This is a genomic window from Phocaeicola faecalis, from assembly GCF_021730445.1.
In the GTDB taxonomy this organism is placed as follows: domain Bacteria; phylum Bacteroidota; class Bacteroidia; order Bacteroidales; family Bacteroidaceae; genus Phocaeicola; species Phocaeicola faecalis.
Map to the genome: position 1 here is coordinate 1 of NZ_JADNRM010000028.1, position 18,059 is coordinate 18,059.

Here is an 18,059-nt window from a genome sequence, read left to right on the forward strand (position 1 = left end):
TCTTCTGCAATGGAGTCGGTGTTTATTTTCTTTTTTGAGATATGCGGGAATGCTAGTTGCAGCTTTGCTCCCATGGTTGTGTCTTTAGGCTCTACATAATATCTTTTCTTTGTCAGAGCTCTGATTCGTTCAGATGCGGCTTTGCTTTTTGCGGTTGCCGGTTCTGGACTTGTTATGGAGAGGCGTTTTATAAGGCCATTATTAGGAAACTTTTGTTGTGCATATTGAATCACTGACCTGAAAGGCTCCTCTTCACTTCGTTCTTCGGCATATCCCGGCAGCCATAAAATATATACCCATGCCAATGTAGGATATTGAGTCTTGTGAATCTCTTTTATATAGGCCTCTGTTAGTTTGGCTTTATAATATCGTATGCTGTCTTCGGGCAGGGATTGGTCTTCGCTCTTTTTTCCTATATATAGGATTTTATTATCAAATGCAAGAAGTTCATTTTGCATATCATTCCCTTTCATGGGACGTGGATATCTTCCGTCCATGTTTTCATCAATTTCAATTTCACAGTTTGTATTAGGCTCTATATGGAAAAAGAGATTGATGGGTCCTTTCTCTGCGCATAAGATATATATACTCATCCCTTCGTAAATATCAAAAGACAATTTTGTCTGCGTATCGCCCTTATTCACTTTTACAGAGTCTAGAATGGCATATTCATTTGCTCCGATATATCCGCTCGCATATATCCATTGCTCTGTTTGGGACAGTTCAGTAGATAGTTTGATGGTTATATTTACATTCTTGTCTGTGGCGCAGATAAGTAACGGCAGCCAGATAAGTATCAGAAATAAAGTGTGTCTCATGGCAGTATATGTTATTTTATCAGTTGTTCCAAAGCATTCAGCAGTTCCTCTCCCCTTAAGTCTTTTGCAATGATGCGTCTCTCTTTGTCCAACAAGAAATTCCTTGGGATGGATTTAATCTTTAAGGCCCTGACCTGCTTGTCGGGTACATTCCTGTCATTCACCCCTCTCACATGGATGAAGTGTCGGGTGCTGTCCTCCTCTATGGCTTTTTCCCATTTGAGCGTATCGGCATCTATTGTCACTGCATATACAGCCAGTTTGTCCTTATATCTTTCTTTTGCCATTTTCAGGAAAGGTGTTTCCTTGCGGCACGGTACACACCAGCTTGCCCAAAAGTCTACCAGCACATATTCTTCTGCAATGGAGTCGGTGTTTATTTTCTTTTTTGAGATATGCGGGAATGCTAGTTGCAGCTTTGCTCCCATGGTTGTGTCTTTAGGCTCTACATAATACCTTTTCTTTATCAGAGCTCTGATTCGTTCAGATGCGGCTTTGCTTTTTGCGGTTGGCGGTTCGCTTTTTATTCTGCTAAATCCCTGTATGTGGCTGTCATGGGGAAACTTCTGTTGTGCATATTGAATCACTGACCTGAAAGGCTCCTCTTCACTTCGTTCTTCGGCATATCCAGGCAACCATAAAATATATGACCAAACCAATGTAGGATATTGAGTCTTGTGAATCTCTTTTATATAGGCCTCTGTTAGTTTGGCTTTATAATATCGTATGCTGTCTTCGGGCAGGGATTGGTCTACGCTCTTTTTTCCTATATATAGGATTTTATTATCAAATGCAAGAAATTCATTGTACATATCATTCCCTTTCATGGGCCGGGGATATCTTCCGTCCATGTTTTCATCAATTTCAATTTCACAGTTTGTGTTAGGTTCTATATCAAAGAATAGATTGACGGGTCCTTTCTCTGAACATAAGATATATATACTCATCCCATGGCTGATGTCAAAAGACAGTTTTGTCTTCATGTCTCCTTTGTTCACTTTTACAGAGTCTAGAATGGCAAATTCATTTCCTCCGATATATCCGTTTGCATAAATCCATTGCTCTGTTTGGGACAGTTCAGTTGATAGTTTGATGGTTATATTTACATTCTTGTCTGTGGCGCAGATAAGTAACGGCAGCCAGATAAGTATCAGCAATAAAGTGTGTCTCATGGCAGTATATATTAATTGTATTAAGTTTTAATCAGGAGCATTGGTGATAATAGCAATGCTCCTGATTGTTTAGTATGGAAGATTGGCAGTATGTTATTATAACTGCATCTCCATAAAAGCTTTGTGCCTCCTGACTTTTGGGGTAAGCTCTTAGTATAAGAGCGAAAGGTTGAAATTATGATATAATCTCACTTTTTGTCCAAGTCAGGTAACGAGGAGTCAGTAGCACTTTATCGTTGCTGAATCTCCGTATGACTTCTGCAGCACTTCTTGTGCTTTTTTTGCATCACCTTTCTCGTCTTTAACAATCATCAACGGCTCATCACCTTCTTCCCAAGTTGCATAACAGTTGTATCCGCCGGTCACAGCGCTCATCTGTCCTTTTCCTAAACGGAAACTTTCAAGGTCTTTAAGTGTCTTCATAACACAAAAGTATTAGTGTGGTTAAATGTTTTGCGATATGCTCAGCCCTTATCGCTTGGCTTTTTGTTTGCAAACAATATCTTTATTACACACTCGTTACAGTGTGAATTCTCCTGTGTATTTTACTCCTTGTATATTTAGCAATAGAGTATATGTTCCTTTCGTCTCTTCTTTTAAATCCAATTGAATATGGTCGGTGCCGGCATATATCATGGAATAGACTTGTTCACCTGTCTCTTTATTAGTAATAGTAACCGCTGAGTATGTTGCGGTTTCTCCTAATCGGATAGTGACAATGCTTCCATTTTGGTAAGCCGTTGGAACATCAACGATGGATGTCGGGACTATATCTTTAGCTGTTAAGATTTCGATTTCTTCAATGGTTTGTGCCTTGGCTACAAAACCCATACAACAGAAGAAAATGAATAGTAGACTCTTTTTCATATTGTATTGATTTATAAGTTTTTCCTAGTAGCAAACATACGAATAAAATCAATAGGTTGGTGCTCTGCAACCGTTACATAAAAAGAGAAAAGCGTTACAAGTTGATATGCTGTAATTATAGCTTTCTCGATGAAATGGGGACTTTTTATTTATTGAAGATGATTCGGAAGGTTTCTTCCGCCATATTTTTCTTTAATCTGCTTTTGCGGGTTCGCAAGGCTCCTGCAGGAGTTTTCATACAGTACACAATGGTCCGGCTTTTGTATTTCAGCGCAGACAGTATGCAGAAATAGATATCTTCTTTGGACATGTTCGGGTATATTTGATTGAGGCAGGTAATAAAGCCATTGAAGTGTAATTTCAGTTCCTTATAAAGTGATTCTTGTTCTGACAGTTTTATATAGTTGCCGGGTAGAATTGTTTTTTCAACTGTTTCCAGATTCTTTCCCCACTGGGATGTCTGGAATGATTGGATGCCATTCCGGAGAATATCCTGTTTGAACCTTGTTGCTGTTTCGGGTAATCGGATTTCTTCGCCTACTTTTTCTTTTAGAAAAGTGCTGATGGTTTGTGTTTGGTCCAAAGAGTTCAGCTTCTCTTGCTTGAGCTCTTTTTCTTTTCTTTTTTTCTTTAAATATTGGTAAATGCCAAAAGCACCCGATAAAAGTACAATCAGGCAAATTGCAATGACATAATATGTATTCCTGTTTTCGGCCTCTATCTCTTTCTGTTGTATGGCCAAAGCATATTGTGTGTTTAGTTCTTCAACTTTTTGATGTCGCTGCATCTGGAGGATGGAGTCACGATATATGTTGAAAGAATCATTGTATGCATAGGCTGCCGGATGATTATTGGCTTTCTTTTCTACTTTATATAAATAGAAGTAGCCGGTAGTCTTGCTGTATAGGTTACCGGACAGACAGCTTTTTTTCAAATAGAACCTGGCAGAATCCATCTTATTGCCATAATATAATAATTGCCCTTTCAAACTGAGATTAGTGGCTGAACTGTCTTTTCTTATGGCAAGGTTTATGGTGTTGTTGGCTTTCAGCGTATCTCCTTCGTGTAAATAGACTTTGCTGATATCATTGAGTATGTTGGCCTCCCAATAATTGTTTTGAGACTTTTGGCTGATGGCCAATGCCTGTTGGTAATAAAACAGGGCGCTGTCGCTCTTATGTTTTAATAAATGGGTCTGTGCCAATTCCCGATATGGAAAGAATAGGAGCGAAGAATCATCTAAAGCCTTGGTCACTGCATGGCATTCCCGATACATATCCATGGCTTTATTATATAGATTCTGTTTTTTGTATATCGTTCCTAAGTCAAAATAGATTTGCATCAGTAGTTTGCTCTTGTTGTTTTCCGGCATTTTTTTTAACGCTGTTAGTAACATTCTGACGGCGAGTGTATCTTGTCTGAGGTTCCGCTTTATTCGTCCTAAGTAAAAATAGCTTTTGGCGGCATTGATGCTGTTTTTCTCTTTTTTGTAATAGTTTACGGCTGTTTGTATCAACGAATCTGTCGGCGGAAGAAGATGAGTTTTATCACAGGCTTGTGTGTAAAGCAAAGCATAATCCGCCCGGGCTTGGTTGCGCAATTTTTCGGGGTGACTGATATTTTGAAGTATATGTAAAGCGCTGTCCGGGTTTTCTTCCATGCAGGCTTCAGCTGTGGATAAGGCTTCTTTTACGGATGGAGGTACATTATATCGGCATCCGTAAAAGGTGAGTATGGATAGTAATATGAGTATTGTTTTTCTCATTTGGGTATTTATTAGTGACAAAGGTACTATTATTCGTTGAATATGTCTGTCTCTCAAGCACTGATATTTATCTCCCGGGAGCTGAAAGATGAAAGCTGAACGTTCGAGGGGGGAGGAGTAGGGAGGAAAGGGCTGAAGTATAAGGAGATAAGGGGCATTTCATTCAAAGGGTAAAATATTTTTTTTTTGATGCAGTATTTGGGTTAAATTGACATTTTATAAGTAAAACGAAAATGTTTCTGTTTGCCGAAAGATAAGAAAAATGAAGAATGAATCACTAACTCTGAGACATCGTATCGGACTGGAAATAGCCCGGAAGTTGAATAATGATTTGCTGAAAGAACATCCGTTGAAACAATTGTTTTGGGAATGTACGTTGCGTTGTAACCTGCATTGCCGGCATTGCGGAAGTGATTGCAAGAAGATAGCCGGGCACCCTGACATGCCGAAAGAAGACTTTCTGAAAGTGCTTGACAGCGTGGCGGCATCTACAGATTCGCATAAGGTATTTGTCATTATTACAGGCGGCGAACCGTTGATGCGAGAGGATTTGGAGGAATGTGGGAAGGCTATATATGAGAAAGGATTCCCATGGGGGATGGTGACCAACGGACTTTATATGACGCGCGAACGTTTTCGCCGCTTACTGGCATCGGGGTTGCATACGGCAACGGTCAGCCTTGACGGATTTGCGGCAGATCATAACTGGATGAGGGGGAATCCACAGAGCTTTGAACGTGCGGTGGAGGCGATAAAAATGATGGCGGAAGAGCCGGGGTTTGTGTTTGATGTGGTGACTTGTGTCAACAAGCATAGTTATATGCGTCTGGAGGAGATGAAGGAGTTTTTGCTGAGTTTGGGAGTGAAACGCTGGCGGCTTTTCACTGTGTTTCCTGTCGGCCGTGCGGCAAAAGATTCGGAACTGCAATTGTCGAACGAGGATTTTCGCGGAGTGATGGAGTTTATCAAACGTACGCGCAAGGAGGGAAGGATAAAGACGGCTTATGGCTGTGAAGGTTTTCTCGGGAACTATGAGGGAGATGTGCGCGATTATTTCTTTCATTGCCAGGCGGGGGTATCGGTAGGGTCTGTTCTGGTGGACGGTGCTATTTCTGCTTGTCCCAGCATCCGTGCCGATTATCATCAAGGCAATATTTATGAGGACGACTTTATGGAGGTATGGAATAATAAATACCGGCCTTACCGTGACCGCGAGTGGATGCGCAAAGGGGAGTGTGCCGACTGTAAGTTTTTCCGTTATTGCAAAGGAAACGGTATGCATTTGCGTGACGGGAATGGGGACTTGCTGTTTTGCCATTATAAAAGGTTGCAAACATTATAAAACTAGAGAATATGAACATGAAAAAGAAAATTGCAGTGCGTAAGTTGTTATCCGGCGTATTGGTATTGTTGGGCTTTACTGCTTGTGACAGTGATGACCCCGGTAATGGGTTATGTGAATATGGGACTCCCTCGGCTGATTATCAGGTGAAAGGAAAAGTTCTTGACCCAACCGGGAAGCCGATAAAAGGTGTACGGGTGGTGGTAAAGGATTTGAATGCTTATTTTGTGAAGGGCGAGAAGGACTATGTGGTGGATTATGACACTGTGTATACGGATGTAAAAGGTGAGTTCGAGAGTGACAAGGCGCATACTTTCAGCATAGGCAGTCAGGAAGTGCTCTTCCATGATGTGGATGGAGAGGAGAATGGGGGAGAATTTGAATCTGCTACTCTGAAGACGGACCAAATGGATATATCGCAAATAAAAGAAGGCGGAAGCTGGTATTCGGGAGCTTATGAACTGAAGGCTGAGGTGAAACTTTCGCCGAAGAAGAAATAATCTAAAAAATAAAACTGAATTAATCCATTCTATTATGAAAGGGCTGTGGCGGTAATTAACCTGCCCAGCCCTCCCTGTCTAAATTTCTGTAACTGATGGCTTCTGCCAAATGGGTGGAAGTAACCCGCTCGCTGTTGTCGAGGTCGGCAATGGTTCTTGCCACTTTCAGGATGCGGTCATAGGCACGTGCCGAAAGGTTGAGGCGTGTCATGGCATTGCGCAGCAGATTGAGCCCCTGTCCGTCGGGTTCGGCATATAGGTGGAGCAGTCGGCTTTCCATCTGTGCATTGCAATATATTCCCGGATGGTTGGCAAATCTTTTCTCTTGTATCTTTCTTGCGCTGATTACTCTTTCGCGGATGGAGACGCTGCTTTCCGCCGGTTGTGTTTCCGATATCTTGTCGAAAGGCACGGGGACGATTTCTATTTGTATGTCGATACGGTCGAGCAGGGGACCTGAAATGCGGTTCAGGTAGCGTTGTACTTGTCCGGGGTTGCAGACGCATGCCTTGGTCGGATGGTTATAGTATCCGCACGGGCATGGGTTCATGGAGGCTACCAACATAAAACTTGCCGGATAGTCGAGGCTGTATTTGGCGCGTGATATGGAGATGTAACGGTCTTCTAATGGTTGCCGGAGCACTTCAAGCACACTGCGGTTGAACTCCGGCAGCTCGTCCAAAAAGAGGACACCGTGATGTGCCAGACTGATTTCTCCGGGTTGCGGGTTGCTTCCTCCGCCCACCATTGCAATCTGCGAAATGGTGTGGTGAGGGCTTCTGAAGGGGCGTGTGGCTATCAGGGATGAATCTTTTCCCAACTTTCCGGCAACGGAGTGTATTTTGGTCGTTTCCAGGCTTTCTCCCAGCGATAGGGGCGGGAGAATGCCCGGCAATCGTTTCGCCATCATTGATTTTCCACTTCCGGGTGCACCAATCATAATCAGATTGTGTCCGCCTGCGGCGGCTACTTCGAGTGCGCGTTTCACGTTTTCCTGTCCTTTTACGTCTGCAAAGTCATAAGGAAAGTTTTCTTGATTCTTATAAAATTCTTCGCGTGTGTTGACTGCGGTGGGTTCCAGTATCCGTTCGTTATTAAAGAACTCTATGACTTCTTTTATATTTTCCACTCCGTATACATTCAGGTGGTTTACCACGGCTGCTTCGCGGGCATTTTGTTTGGGAAGGATGAAGCCTTCAAATCCTTGTTCGCGGGCACTGATGGCAATGGACAAAGCCCCCTTGATGGGCTGCAGACTTCCGTCGAGGCTCAGCTCGCCTATAATAAGGTAGCGCGATAACTTTTCTTCGGAGACGATTTGGGCGGCAGCCAATATCCCGATGGCCAAAGGCAGGTCATAGGAAGAGCCTTCTTTCCGTATATCGGCCGGAGCCATGTTGACGACTATCTGGCTGGTGGGAAATTTGTATCCGTTGACCTGCAGAGCGGAGATGATACGTTCGTGACTTTCTTTTACGGCTGAGTCTGGCAGACCGACAAGGAAGAACTTTATACCGCGCGAACTATTGACTTCAATAGTTACAATGGTTGCATCAATTCCTTGTACAGCCGCGCCATAGACTTTTACTAGCATTTTATTATTTTTTCTTCTTACGAGCCTTTTCTCTTTCGGCTGCTTTTGCGGCTTTCTCTTTTTCTTTGTCTTGCTCTATAAGTTGTTTTACTTTGTCTATTAGTTCTTTTCCTCTGATGTCTCTGGCGATAACTCGTTTATTGGGAGCTATCAGCAGATTGGAGGGCAGGCGGGTGATGCCTTGTTGCTTGACGATGGAGTTGTCCCAGCCTTTAAAGTCGCATACTTGTTTCCATTGGATTGTGTCTTTGTCGCATGCTTTCAGCCATTCTTTCTTGTCTAAGTCCAGTGACAGGCTGACAATGATGAATTTTTCTTTTTTCAGTGCTTTCTGCACGGCGACCAGTGAATCCTGTGCCGCTACGCTTTCTTTGTTCCAGCTTGCCCAGAAATCGAGAAGGACATATTTGTCTTTCATTTCTTTCCAGCCGATGCTTTTCCCATTTTTATCGGTACAGGAAATCGTGTTTAGGCTCTGCCGGTTCAGTTCGTTCTTTTCTTTCAGCTTGGCCTGAAGGTCAATCATGTAGGGGGTATCCTTGATGCTCCCGCTTAGTCCCTGTATCAATTCATCCATCCGCGTATAGTCGGGAAGACTGTCTTGCACGTAATATTGTTCTATCAGATAGATATTGGCAAATGAATGGGGATTTTCTTTGATGAGGCGGTCTACCGTGAACATAAGGCTGTCTGCTTTTGCCTCCTTGATGGTTTGCAAGATATATGCCATTCTTTCGTTGTCGCCTTTCCCTTTGATTTGTATATCTCCGGGGGTACCGTCCCATGTCACGCTTTCTCCTTTGTCGGCAAACACGGGAAGTGTTTCTTTATCACTGAGCAGCAATGAGAAGATGGTGAAAGTATCGGGGGTAATGGTGTAATTGAATTTTCCGTTTTGGGCGATAATTGTGTCCAGTTTATAGTTGGGTTCCTGATAGAAAACGAGTATGGTATCAGAAGACAAGCCGCTGATATTCCCTTTTAAAGTGAAAGTGCTCTTCTTGCCGCAACCGGTCAGCAGGAGTATGAGCGCAAGGAAAAGAAAAGATAATTTTTTCATCTTAAATTATTTTCTGCGAAAATACTCATTTTGCAGGTAATGGGCGGTATAAATAGAAGTTATTTTGCATAAAAAAACCGGGATATCCTTTAAATGGATATCCCGGTCTGTTTATTTGGCTATTTTAGATAGTCCGATTATTTGATAGAATCAGCAAATTTAGCGAATTCGCGGTCGTTTGCAGCTTTCTGAGCCATTGAAGCGTCCTTAGCGATTGCGCTCTTAATGCTGCTGCTTACCAATGAAGCGTTGTTAGTGCGGGCACCAACGATAGCCATTAAGTAATCAGTCATTGCATCAGGATTCTTGATAGCAGACAAAGTAGCTTTTGCCTTGTTGTAGTCCTTAGCCAAAATCTGAGCTTGAGCAGCACTGTTAGTCTTAGCGTCACCGAATGCGTTTACAGCTCTGTCATACTGACCTTGTTTGATGTACAGGTTACCAAGAGCTTCGTTAGCAGCGTTAGCACCTGTAGCCTTACCTAAGTAAGATTCAGCAGCAGCTACATTGCCCTTAACCAATTCGCAAAGACCAAGGTTAGCGTTTACTTCAGGAGCGTTAGCGTTCTTAGAAGCAGCTTGTTTGAAGTAAGATTCTGCTTTGGCAGCGTCACCGGCAGCAAATGCCATTTCACCTAAGTTGTTGTAAGCACGGAAATCGTTAGGATACAACTGAGTAGTCTTAGTGAAGATAGCTTCTTTGCGAGCGTTGTCGTTAGTCAAAGTAGCAGCATACAATAATTCTTCTACGCTCAATACTTTAGCATCTGTATTGAATGCTTCGTTGATTTCGTCATCGCTGCGGCCGATGATGTCATAGTTGGCAGTCAGACGTGCACGACGCAACTGAGGCAGGATTTCGTCAGCCAAAGTTTTGTAAACTGAAGAGATGTTCTTGATTTCAGCTTCTCTTTGTTCAGGATCCTGATACATAGAAAGAACGCGCAAAATCAAGTCTTTATCCTGCAAGTTTGATTTAGAAACCAATTCCTGGAAACCTTCCCAGTCTTGTGCAGTATATTTTGCATCGAGGTTAGTATCGATTTTGCCTTTCTTCAATTGACGTTGCATATACTTTTCTGTGTTACCTTCACGGTTTTCAGCCAAACCTGTATTCAGTTTAACACCACCGTCAGGAGAAGCGTATGCAGAGATTTCGATGTTGTTCAATTTGTAGTTCTTAGTGTCAGCGTTTACTTCAGCAACTTTCTTGTGGAATTCTTTCATATCGTCTGAATTCAATTCGCTGTTGCGTAAGTTAGCCTGTTGGATTAAGAACATGATGTTGGCAGTCTGAGCGTCTTTGATGATGCGTTGGAAAGCGTCGTTTGCATAAGATGCATTTGAGCTGGCAGCAGTAGGCAATTCAGAAGTAGCGATTACACCGTCTGCAATTTTCACAGAAGGAATGGTATATGTCTTTTTGCCTTTTGTGATTTTGAAATCAAGGTATAATTCAGAGTTAGCCATTTCGGGAACATAGTCGAAAGAAGCTTTCATAGTATAGCTACCACCTACCTTATAAGAAATAGTCTGTCCGTTTCCTTCTACTTTTTCACCTTGGAATACAGCGGGCTGACCTTTAGCTTCGCCACCTTTCCATCTTAATACCGGAGTTACTTCAACAGTAGCTTTTTTCTTCATGTACTTTTCGGGGAACTTACCATTGATAGTTACAGGCACTTTACCACCGATTGCTTCAAGCACTTCAGGGTTAGTTGTGAAATAGTCAGAAGACAATTCTCCCATCTTGCCGCATGATGACAGGGCAAGGACCAATAAAGCCACTAGGGGCAAATACAACTTTTTAATCATAGTTACTTTAATTATTTAACGTTTGTAATGTAATTTCTACTAAAGCCGCGTTTTTGTATGCATCTTTGGGTGCAAAGATAGAAAAAACTCTATTATCTGCTAACTTTAAATGGGCCTTTTTTTTCAAAATATCTTAAAAAAGGACGTAGAAATGAACACTTTATTTATGTTCCTCTCTGAATTTGATGTTGCGAGGATGATGCTCAATGATTTCACTGCGTAGCATATTGCGGTCAATGTGTGTATAAATTTCTGTAGTTCCGATACTTTCGTGCCCCAACATACATTGGATGGCACGTAAATTTGCCCCTCCTTCGAGCAAGTGGGTGGCAAAGGAATGGCGGAAGGTATGGGGGCTGATGGTCTTTTTCAAACCGGTGCGTCCGGCCAGTTCTTTGATAATGTGGAAAACCATGATGCGCGAGATGTTTTTCCCAAAATTGCTGATGAACAGAAAATCCTCGAAACCGGGTTTTATTTTCATTAAGTTGCGGTCGGGGAAATATAGATTAATTTCTTTTACAGCACGTGGGGAGATGGGGACCAGGCGTTGTTTGCTTCCTTTTCCTTCTACCTTGATGAAATTTTCATTTAAGTACAGGTCGGACAATTTCAGGTTGCAAAGTTCGGATACACGGAGCCCGCAGCTATAGAGCGTTTCGAGGATAGCCCGGTTTCGTTGCCCTTCTTTGGTGCCTCTGTCTATGCTCTCTATAAGACGGTCTATCTCTTCTACCGTGAGTACTTCGGGCAGTTTGAAGCCTGTTTGCGGAGACTCAAGCAGTTCGGTTGGGTCGGCTTCCAGATAGTCTTCGAGCACAAGGAAATGATAAAAAGACCGGATACCCGACAGAATGCGTGCCTGCGAACGGGGGTGGATACCGATGTCACGCAGTCCGGCTGAAAATGTTTCCAGATGTTCTAATGTCACCTCCAAAGGATGGAGATTTTCAAGGGTCAGATAGGCCATTAGTTTGTCTAAATCTGTGAGATAAGCATCTACCGTATTGGTAGATAGAGACTTCTCCAACTTTAAATATTGCTTGTATTTCGCTAATATCTTATCTGTTTTCTCGGTTCTTTTCATTTCTTTTTTCTAACTTTGTGCCCAAATTCCCTGCAAAGGTATTAAAAGTTCAGACAAAGCATTAAATATGAAAATACAAATTATTAATGGGCCTAATATCAATTTATTAGGCAAACGTGAACCTTCCATTTATGGGGCTGTTTCATTTGAAGACTATTTGGCGGATTTGAAACGTGCTTATCACAATATTGAGATTGAATATTATCAGTCGAACGTGGAGGGAGAGATGATAAATAAGATTCATGAGGTGGGGTTTGACTATGACGGTATTGTGTTGAATGCCGGAGCATATACTCATACTTCCATTGCTTTGCAGGATGCTATACGGGCTGTGACGGCTCCGGTGATTGAAGTGCATATCTCGAATGTGCATGCCCGTGAGGAGTTCAGACATAAATCAATGATTTCATGTGCTTGTCTGGGAGTGATTTGCGGGTTCGGACTGGATTCCTATCGATTGGCGATAGAGGCGTTGTTGATGAAGAAATAAAATTTTAGGTACGTATATAATAAGGTGATAAGATTATGATGTTGAAACAGACAAAAATCGTGGCGTCCATCTCAGATGAGCGTTGCGAAGTTGAATTTATTAGAGACTTATTCAAGGCAGGTATGAATGTGGTTCGTATGAACACGGCGCATGCTTCGCGTGAAGGTTTCGAGAAGTTGATTAAAAATGTGCGTGAGGTTTCCAATCGCATTGCTATATTGATGGATACAAAAGGGCCTGAAGTGCGTACAACTGTCATTGCAGGTGGTGAACCTATTCCTTATAACATCGGTGACCGTGTGAAGATTGTAGGGAATCCTAGTCAGGAAACGACTCGTGAGTGTATTGCTGTGTCTTACCCCGGTTTTGTGCATGACCTTCAGGTGGATGGTGATATTCTGATTGATGATGGTGATTTGGAGTTGCGTGTAGTAGATAAGACGGATGAATATTTGGTTTGTGAGGTGCAGAACGAGGCTACTTTGGGTAATCGTAAAAGTGTGAATGTTCCGGGTGTCCGCATCAATCTTCCTTCGTTGACGGAAAAAGACCGTAACAATATATTGTATGCTATCGAGAAGGATATTGATTATATCGCTCATTCTTTTGTCAGAAACAAGCAGGATGTATTGGATATCCGTCAGATATTGGATACCTATGGTAGTGATATCAAGATTATTGCCAAGATTGAGAATCAGGAGGGTGTTGACAACATCGACGAGATTCTGGAAGTGGCGGATGGTGTGATGGTAGCGCGTGGAGATTTGGGTATTGAAGTTCCGCAAGAGCGTATTCCGGGCATCCAGCGTATGTTAATCCGTAAATGTATTTTGGCCAAGAAACCGGTAATCGTGGCTACCCAGATGTTGCATACCATGATTAATAATCCGCGTCCTACCCGTGCGGAGGTCACTGATATTGCCAATGCCATTTATTATCGGACGGATGCATTGATGTTGAGCGGTGAGACTGCATACGGAAAATATCCGGTGGAAGCAGTAAAGACCATGACGAAGGTGGCTGCCCAGGCAGAGAAAGATAAATTGTCGGAAAATGATATCCGGATTCCGCTGGATGAGTCTTCTAATGATGTGACTGCATTTCTTGCAAAACAGGCTGTGAAGTCGACCAGCAAATTGAATATCCGTGCTATCATAACCGATAGTTTCAGTGGACGTACAGCTCGTAACATTGCAGCTTTCCGTGGAAAGTATCCGGTATTGGCTATCTGTTATAAAGAAAAAACCATGCGCCATCTGGCTTTGTCTTATGGTGTAGAGGCTATCTATATGCCTGAAAAGGCAAATGGGCAGGCTTACTACTTTGCTGCTTTGCGCAAGTTGTTGGACGACGGTGTTTTGTGTGAGAGCGACATGGTGGCATACCTGAGTAGCGGTAAGCAAGGAACGCAGACTTCATTCCTCGAAATCAATGTGGTGGGAGATGTGCTGAAGTATGCGATGGATTATGTGCTTCCCAACCGTAACCGTTATTTATAATACCGGCCGGCATGAAAGAAACGGATGCTATTGACGAATATATCCTTCAGCATATCGATGAAGAAAGTGATTATCTGAAGGCTCTTTATCGTGATACGCACGTCAAGTTATTGCGTCCCCGCATGGCTTCGGGTCATCTGCAGGGGCGTATGCTTACAATGTTTGTACGGATGATACGTCCTCGTCAGGTGCTCGAAATAGGTACTTACAGCGGTTATTCCGCATTATGTTTGGCCGAAGGGCTCGAAGAAGGGGCCGTGTTGCATACTTTTGAGATTAATGATGAGCAGGAGGACTTTACCCGTCCGTGGCTGGAAGGTTCACCTTATGCTGACAAGATAAGATTCTATATCGGCGATGCATTGCAGTTATTGCCGGATATGAACATTATGTTTGATTTGGCGTTTGTAGACGGTGACAAGCGTAAGTATATCGAATATTATGAGCTGGTGCTGAAGATGCTTTCACCGGGTGGCTATATCATAGCCGACAATACGCTGTGGGACGGCCATGTGTTGGAAGAACCGCATCACACCGACCTTCAGACTATCGGTATCAAGAAGTTTAATGATTTGGTGGCGGCTGACTCAAGGGTAGAGAAAGTGATTCTGCCGTTGCGTGACGGACTGACAATAATAAGAAAGAAATAAAATAAATAGTAATATGGAAACGACCAGACAAAATAAGATTTCCCGTCTTATTCAGAAAGAATTAAGCGAGATTTTCCTGCTTCAGACTAAAGCGATGAACGGTGTATTGGTATCGGTAAGTGCAGTTCGCATCAGCCCTGATATGAGTATAGCGCGTGTTTATCTCAGTGTGTTCCCTTCAGAGAAGAGTCAGGAAATAGTGAAGAATATCAATGATAATATGAAGTCTATCCGTTTTGAACTGGGTACGCGTGTACGCCATCAGTTGCGTATCATTCCCGAACTTAAGTTCTTTGTGGATGATTCGTTGGATTATGTCGAACGTATTGATGAACTGTTGAAAAAATAACCAACGGTGAATTTCCCCTTTTATATAGCGAAGCGTTACCTTTTCTCTAAGAAGTCGCACAATGCCATCAATGTTATATCAGCTATTTCGGTTTGCGGAGTAGCTTTGGCTACATTGGCAATGGTATGTACATTGTCTGTATTTAATGGATTTCAGGATGTGGTGGCTACCTTTTTCACTGCTTTTGATCCGGAATTGAAGATTACGGCAACTGTCGGAAAGGTTTTTGACGGGCAGGATGAGCGTATTCTGGAGTTGAAGAGGTTGCCTGAGGTGGCTGTCTTTTCCGAATCATTGGAGGAGAATGCAATGGTTCAGTATAAAGGCCGACAGACTATGACTGTGATAAAAGGGGTGGAAGATAATTTTGACCGGCTGACACCCATAGACAGTATCCTTTTTGGACGGGGGGAACTGTTGCTTCATGATGAGGTGGCTGATTATGCTATTCCGGGCATCGAGCTGGTTTCGATACTCGGTACGGGAATCCGTTTTCTGGATCCGTTGGAAATTTATGCTCCCAAGCGGGGGGCAAAGGTCAATATGGCTAATCCGGCAGCCAGTTTCAACTCGGCTAATTTGTTCTCTAGCGGGCTGGTGTTTGCTGTGAATCAGCAAAAATATGATGCCTCATATATTCTGACTTCACTACAATTTGCCCGTAGGCTGTTTCAATATGATACGGAGGTGAGTTCGGTAGAACTAAGATTAAAGCCCGGTATCAATATCGGTAGTGCCAAGAAGAAGATACAGGCGATTTTGGGTGACGGTTTCCGGGTGCAGGATCGGTATGAACAGCAGGTGGACACGTTTCGCATTATGGAGATAGAGAAACTCATCTCTTATCTGTTCCTGACTTTTATTCTGATGATTGCGTGTTTTAATGTGATAGGTTCTCTTTCCATGCTTATTATTGATAAGAGGGCGGATGTGGTGACATTGCGCAATTTGGGGGCAAACGATAAACTGATTACACGGATATTTTTGCTTGAAGGACGTATGATTTCGTTCTTCGGGGCCATCATCGGGGTCGGATTGGGGCTGGCTTTATGCTTTATCCAACAGGAGTTCGGCTTGATTGCATTGGGAGGCGGCTCAGGAGCTGCCGGAAACTTTGTGGTGGATGCCTATCCGGTCAGTGTCCATGCCTGGGACATTGTATTGGTGTTCCTTACTGTATTGGTGGTAGGCTTCCTTTCTGTCTGGTATCCTGTGCGTTATCTCAGCCGCCGCCTGTTGTAATTGCTTTTTTCTTATTTCTACGTTAGATTAGTTCGTAACTGCTGATTTGGATAGGCATATCCAGATTATGAAGCACTTTTTCCAATAAGATACCTTCCCGATTGTCATATTCGTAACCGAACGTGGCACGGATGCCTTGCAAAATAAATTGTGTGGCACGGTCTAACGCAATGGGTAGGCTGTCGCCTTGCATTAAAGAACCGGTAATGACGCTTGTAAATGTATCTCCCGTGCCCGGATAGTGGGCAGGCAGGTAAGGACAGGTTACTTTCCAATAGCGGTCACTCGAACGATTATAGGCGTATACAGAAGTCTTCCGTGGGTCGCCTTGTACCGGAATACTGGTAATGATGACGGTTTCAGGACCTTTGTCCGATAGTTCGTGCAGGTAGGCTTTTAGTTCTTCATCTGAGTTTTCGGCTTTGTAGGGCTTGTCCAGCAGATAGAACAGCTCGGTCAGGTTGGGGGTAATGACATCGGCCTGAGTGATGAGATGGCGCATTTCGATAATCATCTCCTTGTCGAAGTTGGTATATAGTTTGCCATTGTCACCCAATACGGGGTCGATAACGATGAGACTGTCCGGTTGGCGGAAGTCATTAATAAATCCCGATACGATTTGAATCTGTCTGGGCGAGCCCAGATAGCCTGTATAAATGGCATCAAACTGTACTCCCAACTCTTTCCACTCGCCAATAATCTTGGGCATCTCGTCCGTCAGGTCGAGGAAAGAGAAATGAGGATACTGAGTGTGGCTGGATAATACTGCCGTGGGAAGCGGACAGACTTGAAAGCCCATCGAAGAGAGGATGGGAATGACGACGGTCAGCGAGACACGCCCTGCACCGGACAAATCGTGTACGGCAGCTATTTTCTTTACTTTGTTTGCATACATAATCTTTTCATAAATAGGTAATGATGCTATAACAGCCGGAAGGAGCAAAAGGTTATTCCAAAGTTATACTTTCTACTTCTATATTCTCCTGGCGCAAGAAGATGGAAGCGGATTCTTCAAACTTACCCGGACTCTCGGTCGTCAGAAAACGGCAACTGCTGCCTTTGGTGCAACGAGTGTCCATCTCTGTGTGGCGGTCTAGATAACTGCGCAAGCTGTGTGCCACATATTCTCCTTGTGCTACAATTTGTACGTGGGGAGGGGTAAACTGTTTGATTTTATTTATGAGCAACGGATAATGGGTGCATCCCAAAACGATGGTGTCTATTTGAGGGTCTGCTTCCAGCAGACGGTCGATATATTGCTTCACAAAGTAATCTGCGCCGGGAGACCGGAATTCATTGTTTTCAACCAATGGCACCCACATGGGGCAGGCCAGACCGGTCACCGTTATGTCGGGGAATAGTTTATGCACCTCCAGCGGATAGGATTCGGACTTGATGGTACCGGCGGTGGCAAGTATGCCGATGTGCCGTGTGCGGGTGATGTCTCCTATGCATTCGGCGGTAGGCCGTATCACGCCGAGTACGCGGCGGGTAGGGTCGTCTGATTTGGGCAGGTTCATCTGTTGGATTGTGCGGAGCGCTTTGGCTGATGCGGTGTTACAAGCCAATATAACCAGTGGGCAACCCAAGTCGAAGAGTTTGTTTACCGCCTGTAGGGTGAACTCATAGACCACTTCGAACGATCGGGTACCATAAGGGGTACGCGCATTATCTCCTAAATAGATATAATCGTATTCGGGCATGAATTCCCGGATTTTATTCAGAATAGTCAGTCCGCCGTACCCGGAGTCAAAGACACCGACAGCACCGGTTGAAAGGGAAGATGGTTGATTCATGACAGTGGTCTATA

Annotated in this window: 18 protein-coding genes; 7 read left to right on the forward strand and 11 right to left on the reverse strand. The window is 43.4% G+C overall.

The window, feature by feature from the left end; all coding sequences use genetic code 11:
* The 5 genes from IR173_RS17185 to IR173_RS17205 form a co-directional block, all read right to left on the reverse strand.
* The coding region (locus IR173_RS17185) for a TlpA family protein disulfide reductase (protein ID WP_237040740.1) at positions 1-818 on the reverse strand (818 nt) is incomplete at its 3' end.
* Positions 819-829: 11 nt separating this feature from the next.
* The gene (locus IR173_RS17190; protein WP_237040741.1) at positions 830-1,990 is read right to left on the reverse strand and encodes a TlpA family protein disulfide reductase; all 1,161 of its coding nucleotides are present in this window, start codon (positions 1,988-1,990) and stop codon (positions 830-832) included.
* A 219-nt stretch (positions 1,991-2,209) separates the two neighbouring features.
* Positions 2,210-2,413, reverse strand: a complete 204-nt coding sequence (locus tag IR173_RS17195; protein WP_237040742.1) for a hypothetical protein — start codon at positions 2,411-2,413, stop codon at positions 2,210-2,212.
* 96 nt (positions 2,414-2,509) lie between these two features.
* Positions 2,510-2,857 carry a DUF3244 domain-containing protein gene (locus IR173_RS17200; protein ID WP_237040743.1) on the reverse strand — a complete coding sequence of 116 codons (348 nt, stop codon included), beginning with the start codon at positions 2,855-2,857 and terminating at the stop codon, positions 2,510-2,512.
* 145 nt (positions 2,858-3,002) lie between these two features.
* Positions 3,003-4,622 carry a tetratricopeptide repeat protein gene (locus IR173_RS17205; protein ID WP_237040744.1) on the reverse strand — a complete coding sequence of 540 codons (1,620 nt, stop codon included), beginning with the start codon at positions 4,620-4,622 and terminating at the stop codon, positions 3,003-3,005.
* Positions 4,623-4,884: 262 nt separating this feature from the next.
* Here IR173_RS17205 and IR173_RS17210 point away from each other — a divergent pair, with 262 nt between their 5' ends.
* Both IR173_RS17210 and IR173_RS17215 read left to right on the forward strand, forming a co-directional pair.
* Positions 4,885-5,964 carry a TIGR04133 family radical SAM/SPASM protein gene (locus IR173_RS17210; protein ID WP_237040745.1) on the forward strand — a complete coding sequence of 360 codons (1,080 nt, stop codon included), beginning with the start codon at positions 4,885-4,887 and terminating at the stop codon, positions 5,962-5,964.
* A 17-nt stretch (positions 5,965-5,981) separates the two neighbouring features.
* On the forward strand, positions 5,982-6,464 hold the full coding sequence (locus tag IR173_RS17215) for a radical SAM-associated putative lipoprotein (protein ID WP_237040746.1): 483 nt from the start codon (positions 5,982-5,984) through the stop codon (positions 6,462-6,464).
* A 55-nt stretch (positions 6,465-6,519) separates the two neighbouring features.
* Here IR173_RS17215 and IR173_RS17220 read toward each other — a convergent pair whose 3' ends face one another.
* The 4 genes from IR173_RS17220 to xerD all read right to left on the reverse strand — a co-directional run bounded on the left by IR173_RS17220 (position 6,520) and on the right by xerD (position 12,019).
* The gene (locus tag IR173_RS17220) at positions 6,520-8,058 is read right to left on the reverse strand and encodes a YifB family Mg chelatase-like AAA ATPase (protein ID WP_237040747.1); all 1,539 of its coding nucleotides are present in this window, start codon (positions 8,056-8,058) and stop codon (positions 6,520-6,522) included.
* Between the two features lie 4 nt (positions 8,059-8,062).
* The gene (locus IR173_RS17225) at positions 8,063-9,118 is read right to left on the reverse strand and encodes a DUF4369 domain-containing protein (RefSeq protein ID WP_237040748.1); all 1,056 of its coding nucleotides are present in this window, start codon (positions 9,116-9,118) and stop codon (positions 8,063-8,065) included.
* A 137-nt stretch (positions 9,119-9,255) separates the two neighbouring features.
* Positions 9,256-10,932: a tetratricopeptide repeat protein gene (locus IR173_RS17230; RefSeq protein WP_237040749.1), complete on the reverse strand. Its 1,677-nt coding sequence runs from the start codon at positions 10,930-10,932 to the stop codon at positions 9,256-9,258.
* Positions 10,933-11,092: 160 nt separating this feature from the next.
* Positions 11,093-12,019 (reverse strand): site-specific tyrosine recombinase XerD, encoded by a 927-nt coding sequence (gene xerD, locus IR173_RS17235; RefSeq protein ID WP_237040750.1) that lies wholly within the window; start codon positions 12,017-12,019, stop codon positions 11,093-11,095.
* A gap of 67 nt (positions 12,020-12,086) precedes the next feature.
* On the opposite strand from xerD, the gene aroQ reads away from it, so the two are divergent.
* Genes aroQ through IR173_RS17260 form a run of 5 tightly spaced genes read left to right on the forward strand, consistent with a single transcriptional unit; the run spans position 12,087 to position 16,249 of the window.
* Entirely contained in the window at positions 12,087-12,509 is a 423-nt protein-coding gene (gene aroQ, locus IR173_RS17240; RefSeq protein WP_237040751.1) for a type II 3-dehydroquinate dehydratase, read from the forward strand.
* 35 nt (positions 12,510-12,544) lie between these two features.
* Positions 12,545-14,008, forward strand: a complete 1,464-nt coding sequence (gene pyk, locus IR173_RS17245) for a pyruvate kinase (protein ID WP_237040752.1) — start codon at positions 12,545-12,547, stop codon at positions 14,006-14,008.
* A gap of 11 nt (positions 14,009-14,019) precedes the next feature.
* Positions 14,020-14,658, forward strand: a complete 639-nt coding sequence (locus IR173_RS17250; RefSeq protein ID WP_237040753.1) for an O-methyltransferase — start codon at positions 14,020-14,022, stop codon at positions 14,656-14,658.
* Positions 14,659-14,671: 13 nt separating this feature from the next.
* Positions 14,672-15,007, forward strand: coding sequence for a 30S ribosome-binding factor RbfA (gene rbfA, locus IR173_RS17255; RefSeq protein WP_005943802.1), 336 nt, complete (start codon positions 14,672-14,674; stop codon positions 15,005-15,007).
* A gap of 6 nt (positions 15,008-15,013) precedes the next feature.
* The gene (locus IR173_RS17260) at positions 15,014-16,249 is read left to right on the forward strand and encodes an FtsX-like permease family protein (protein ID WP_237040754.1); all 1,236 of its coding nucleotides are present in this window, start codon (positions 15,014-15,016) and stop codon (positions 16,247-16,249) included.
* Between the two features lie 22 nt (positions 16,250-16,271).
* Here the strand turns inward: IR173_RS17260 and IR173_RS17265 are convergent, their stop codons facing one another.
* Complete coding sequence (locus tag IR173_RS17265) at positions 16,272-17,144, reverse strand: pyridoxamine kinase (RefSeq protein WP_237040755.1); 873 nt, start codon at positions 17,142-17,144, stop codon at positions 16,272-16,274.
* Between the two features lie 52 nt (positions 17,145-17,196).
* Positions 17,197-18,045, reverse strand: coding sequence for a glutamate racemase (gene murI / locus IR173_RS17270; RefSeq protein WP_237040756.1), 849 nt, complete (start codon positions 18,043-18,045; stop codon positions 17,197-17,199).
* Positions 18,046-18,059 lie beyond the last annotated feature (14 nt).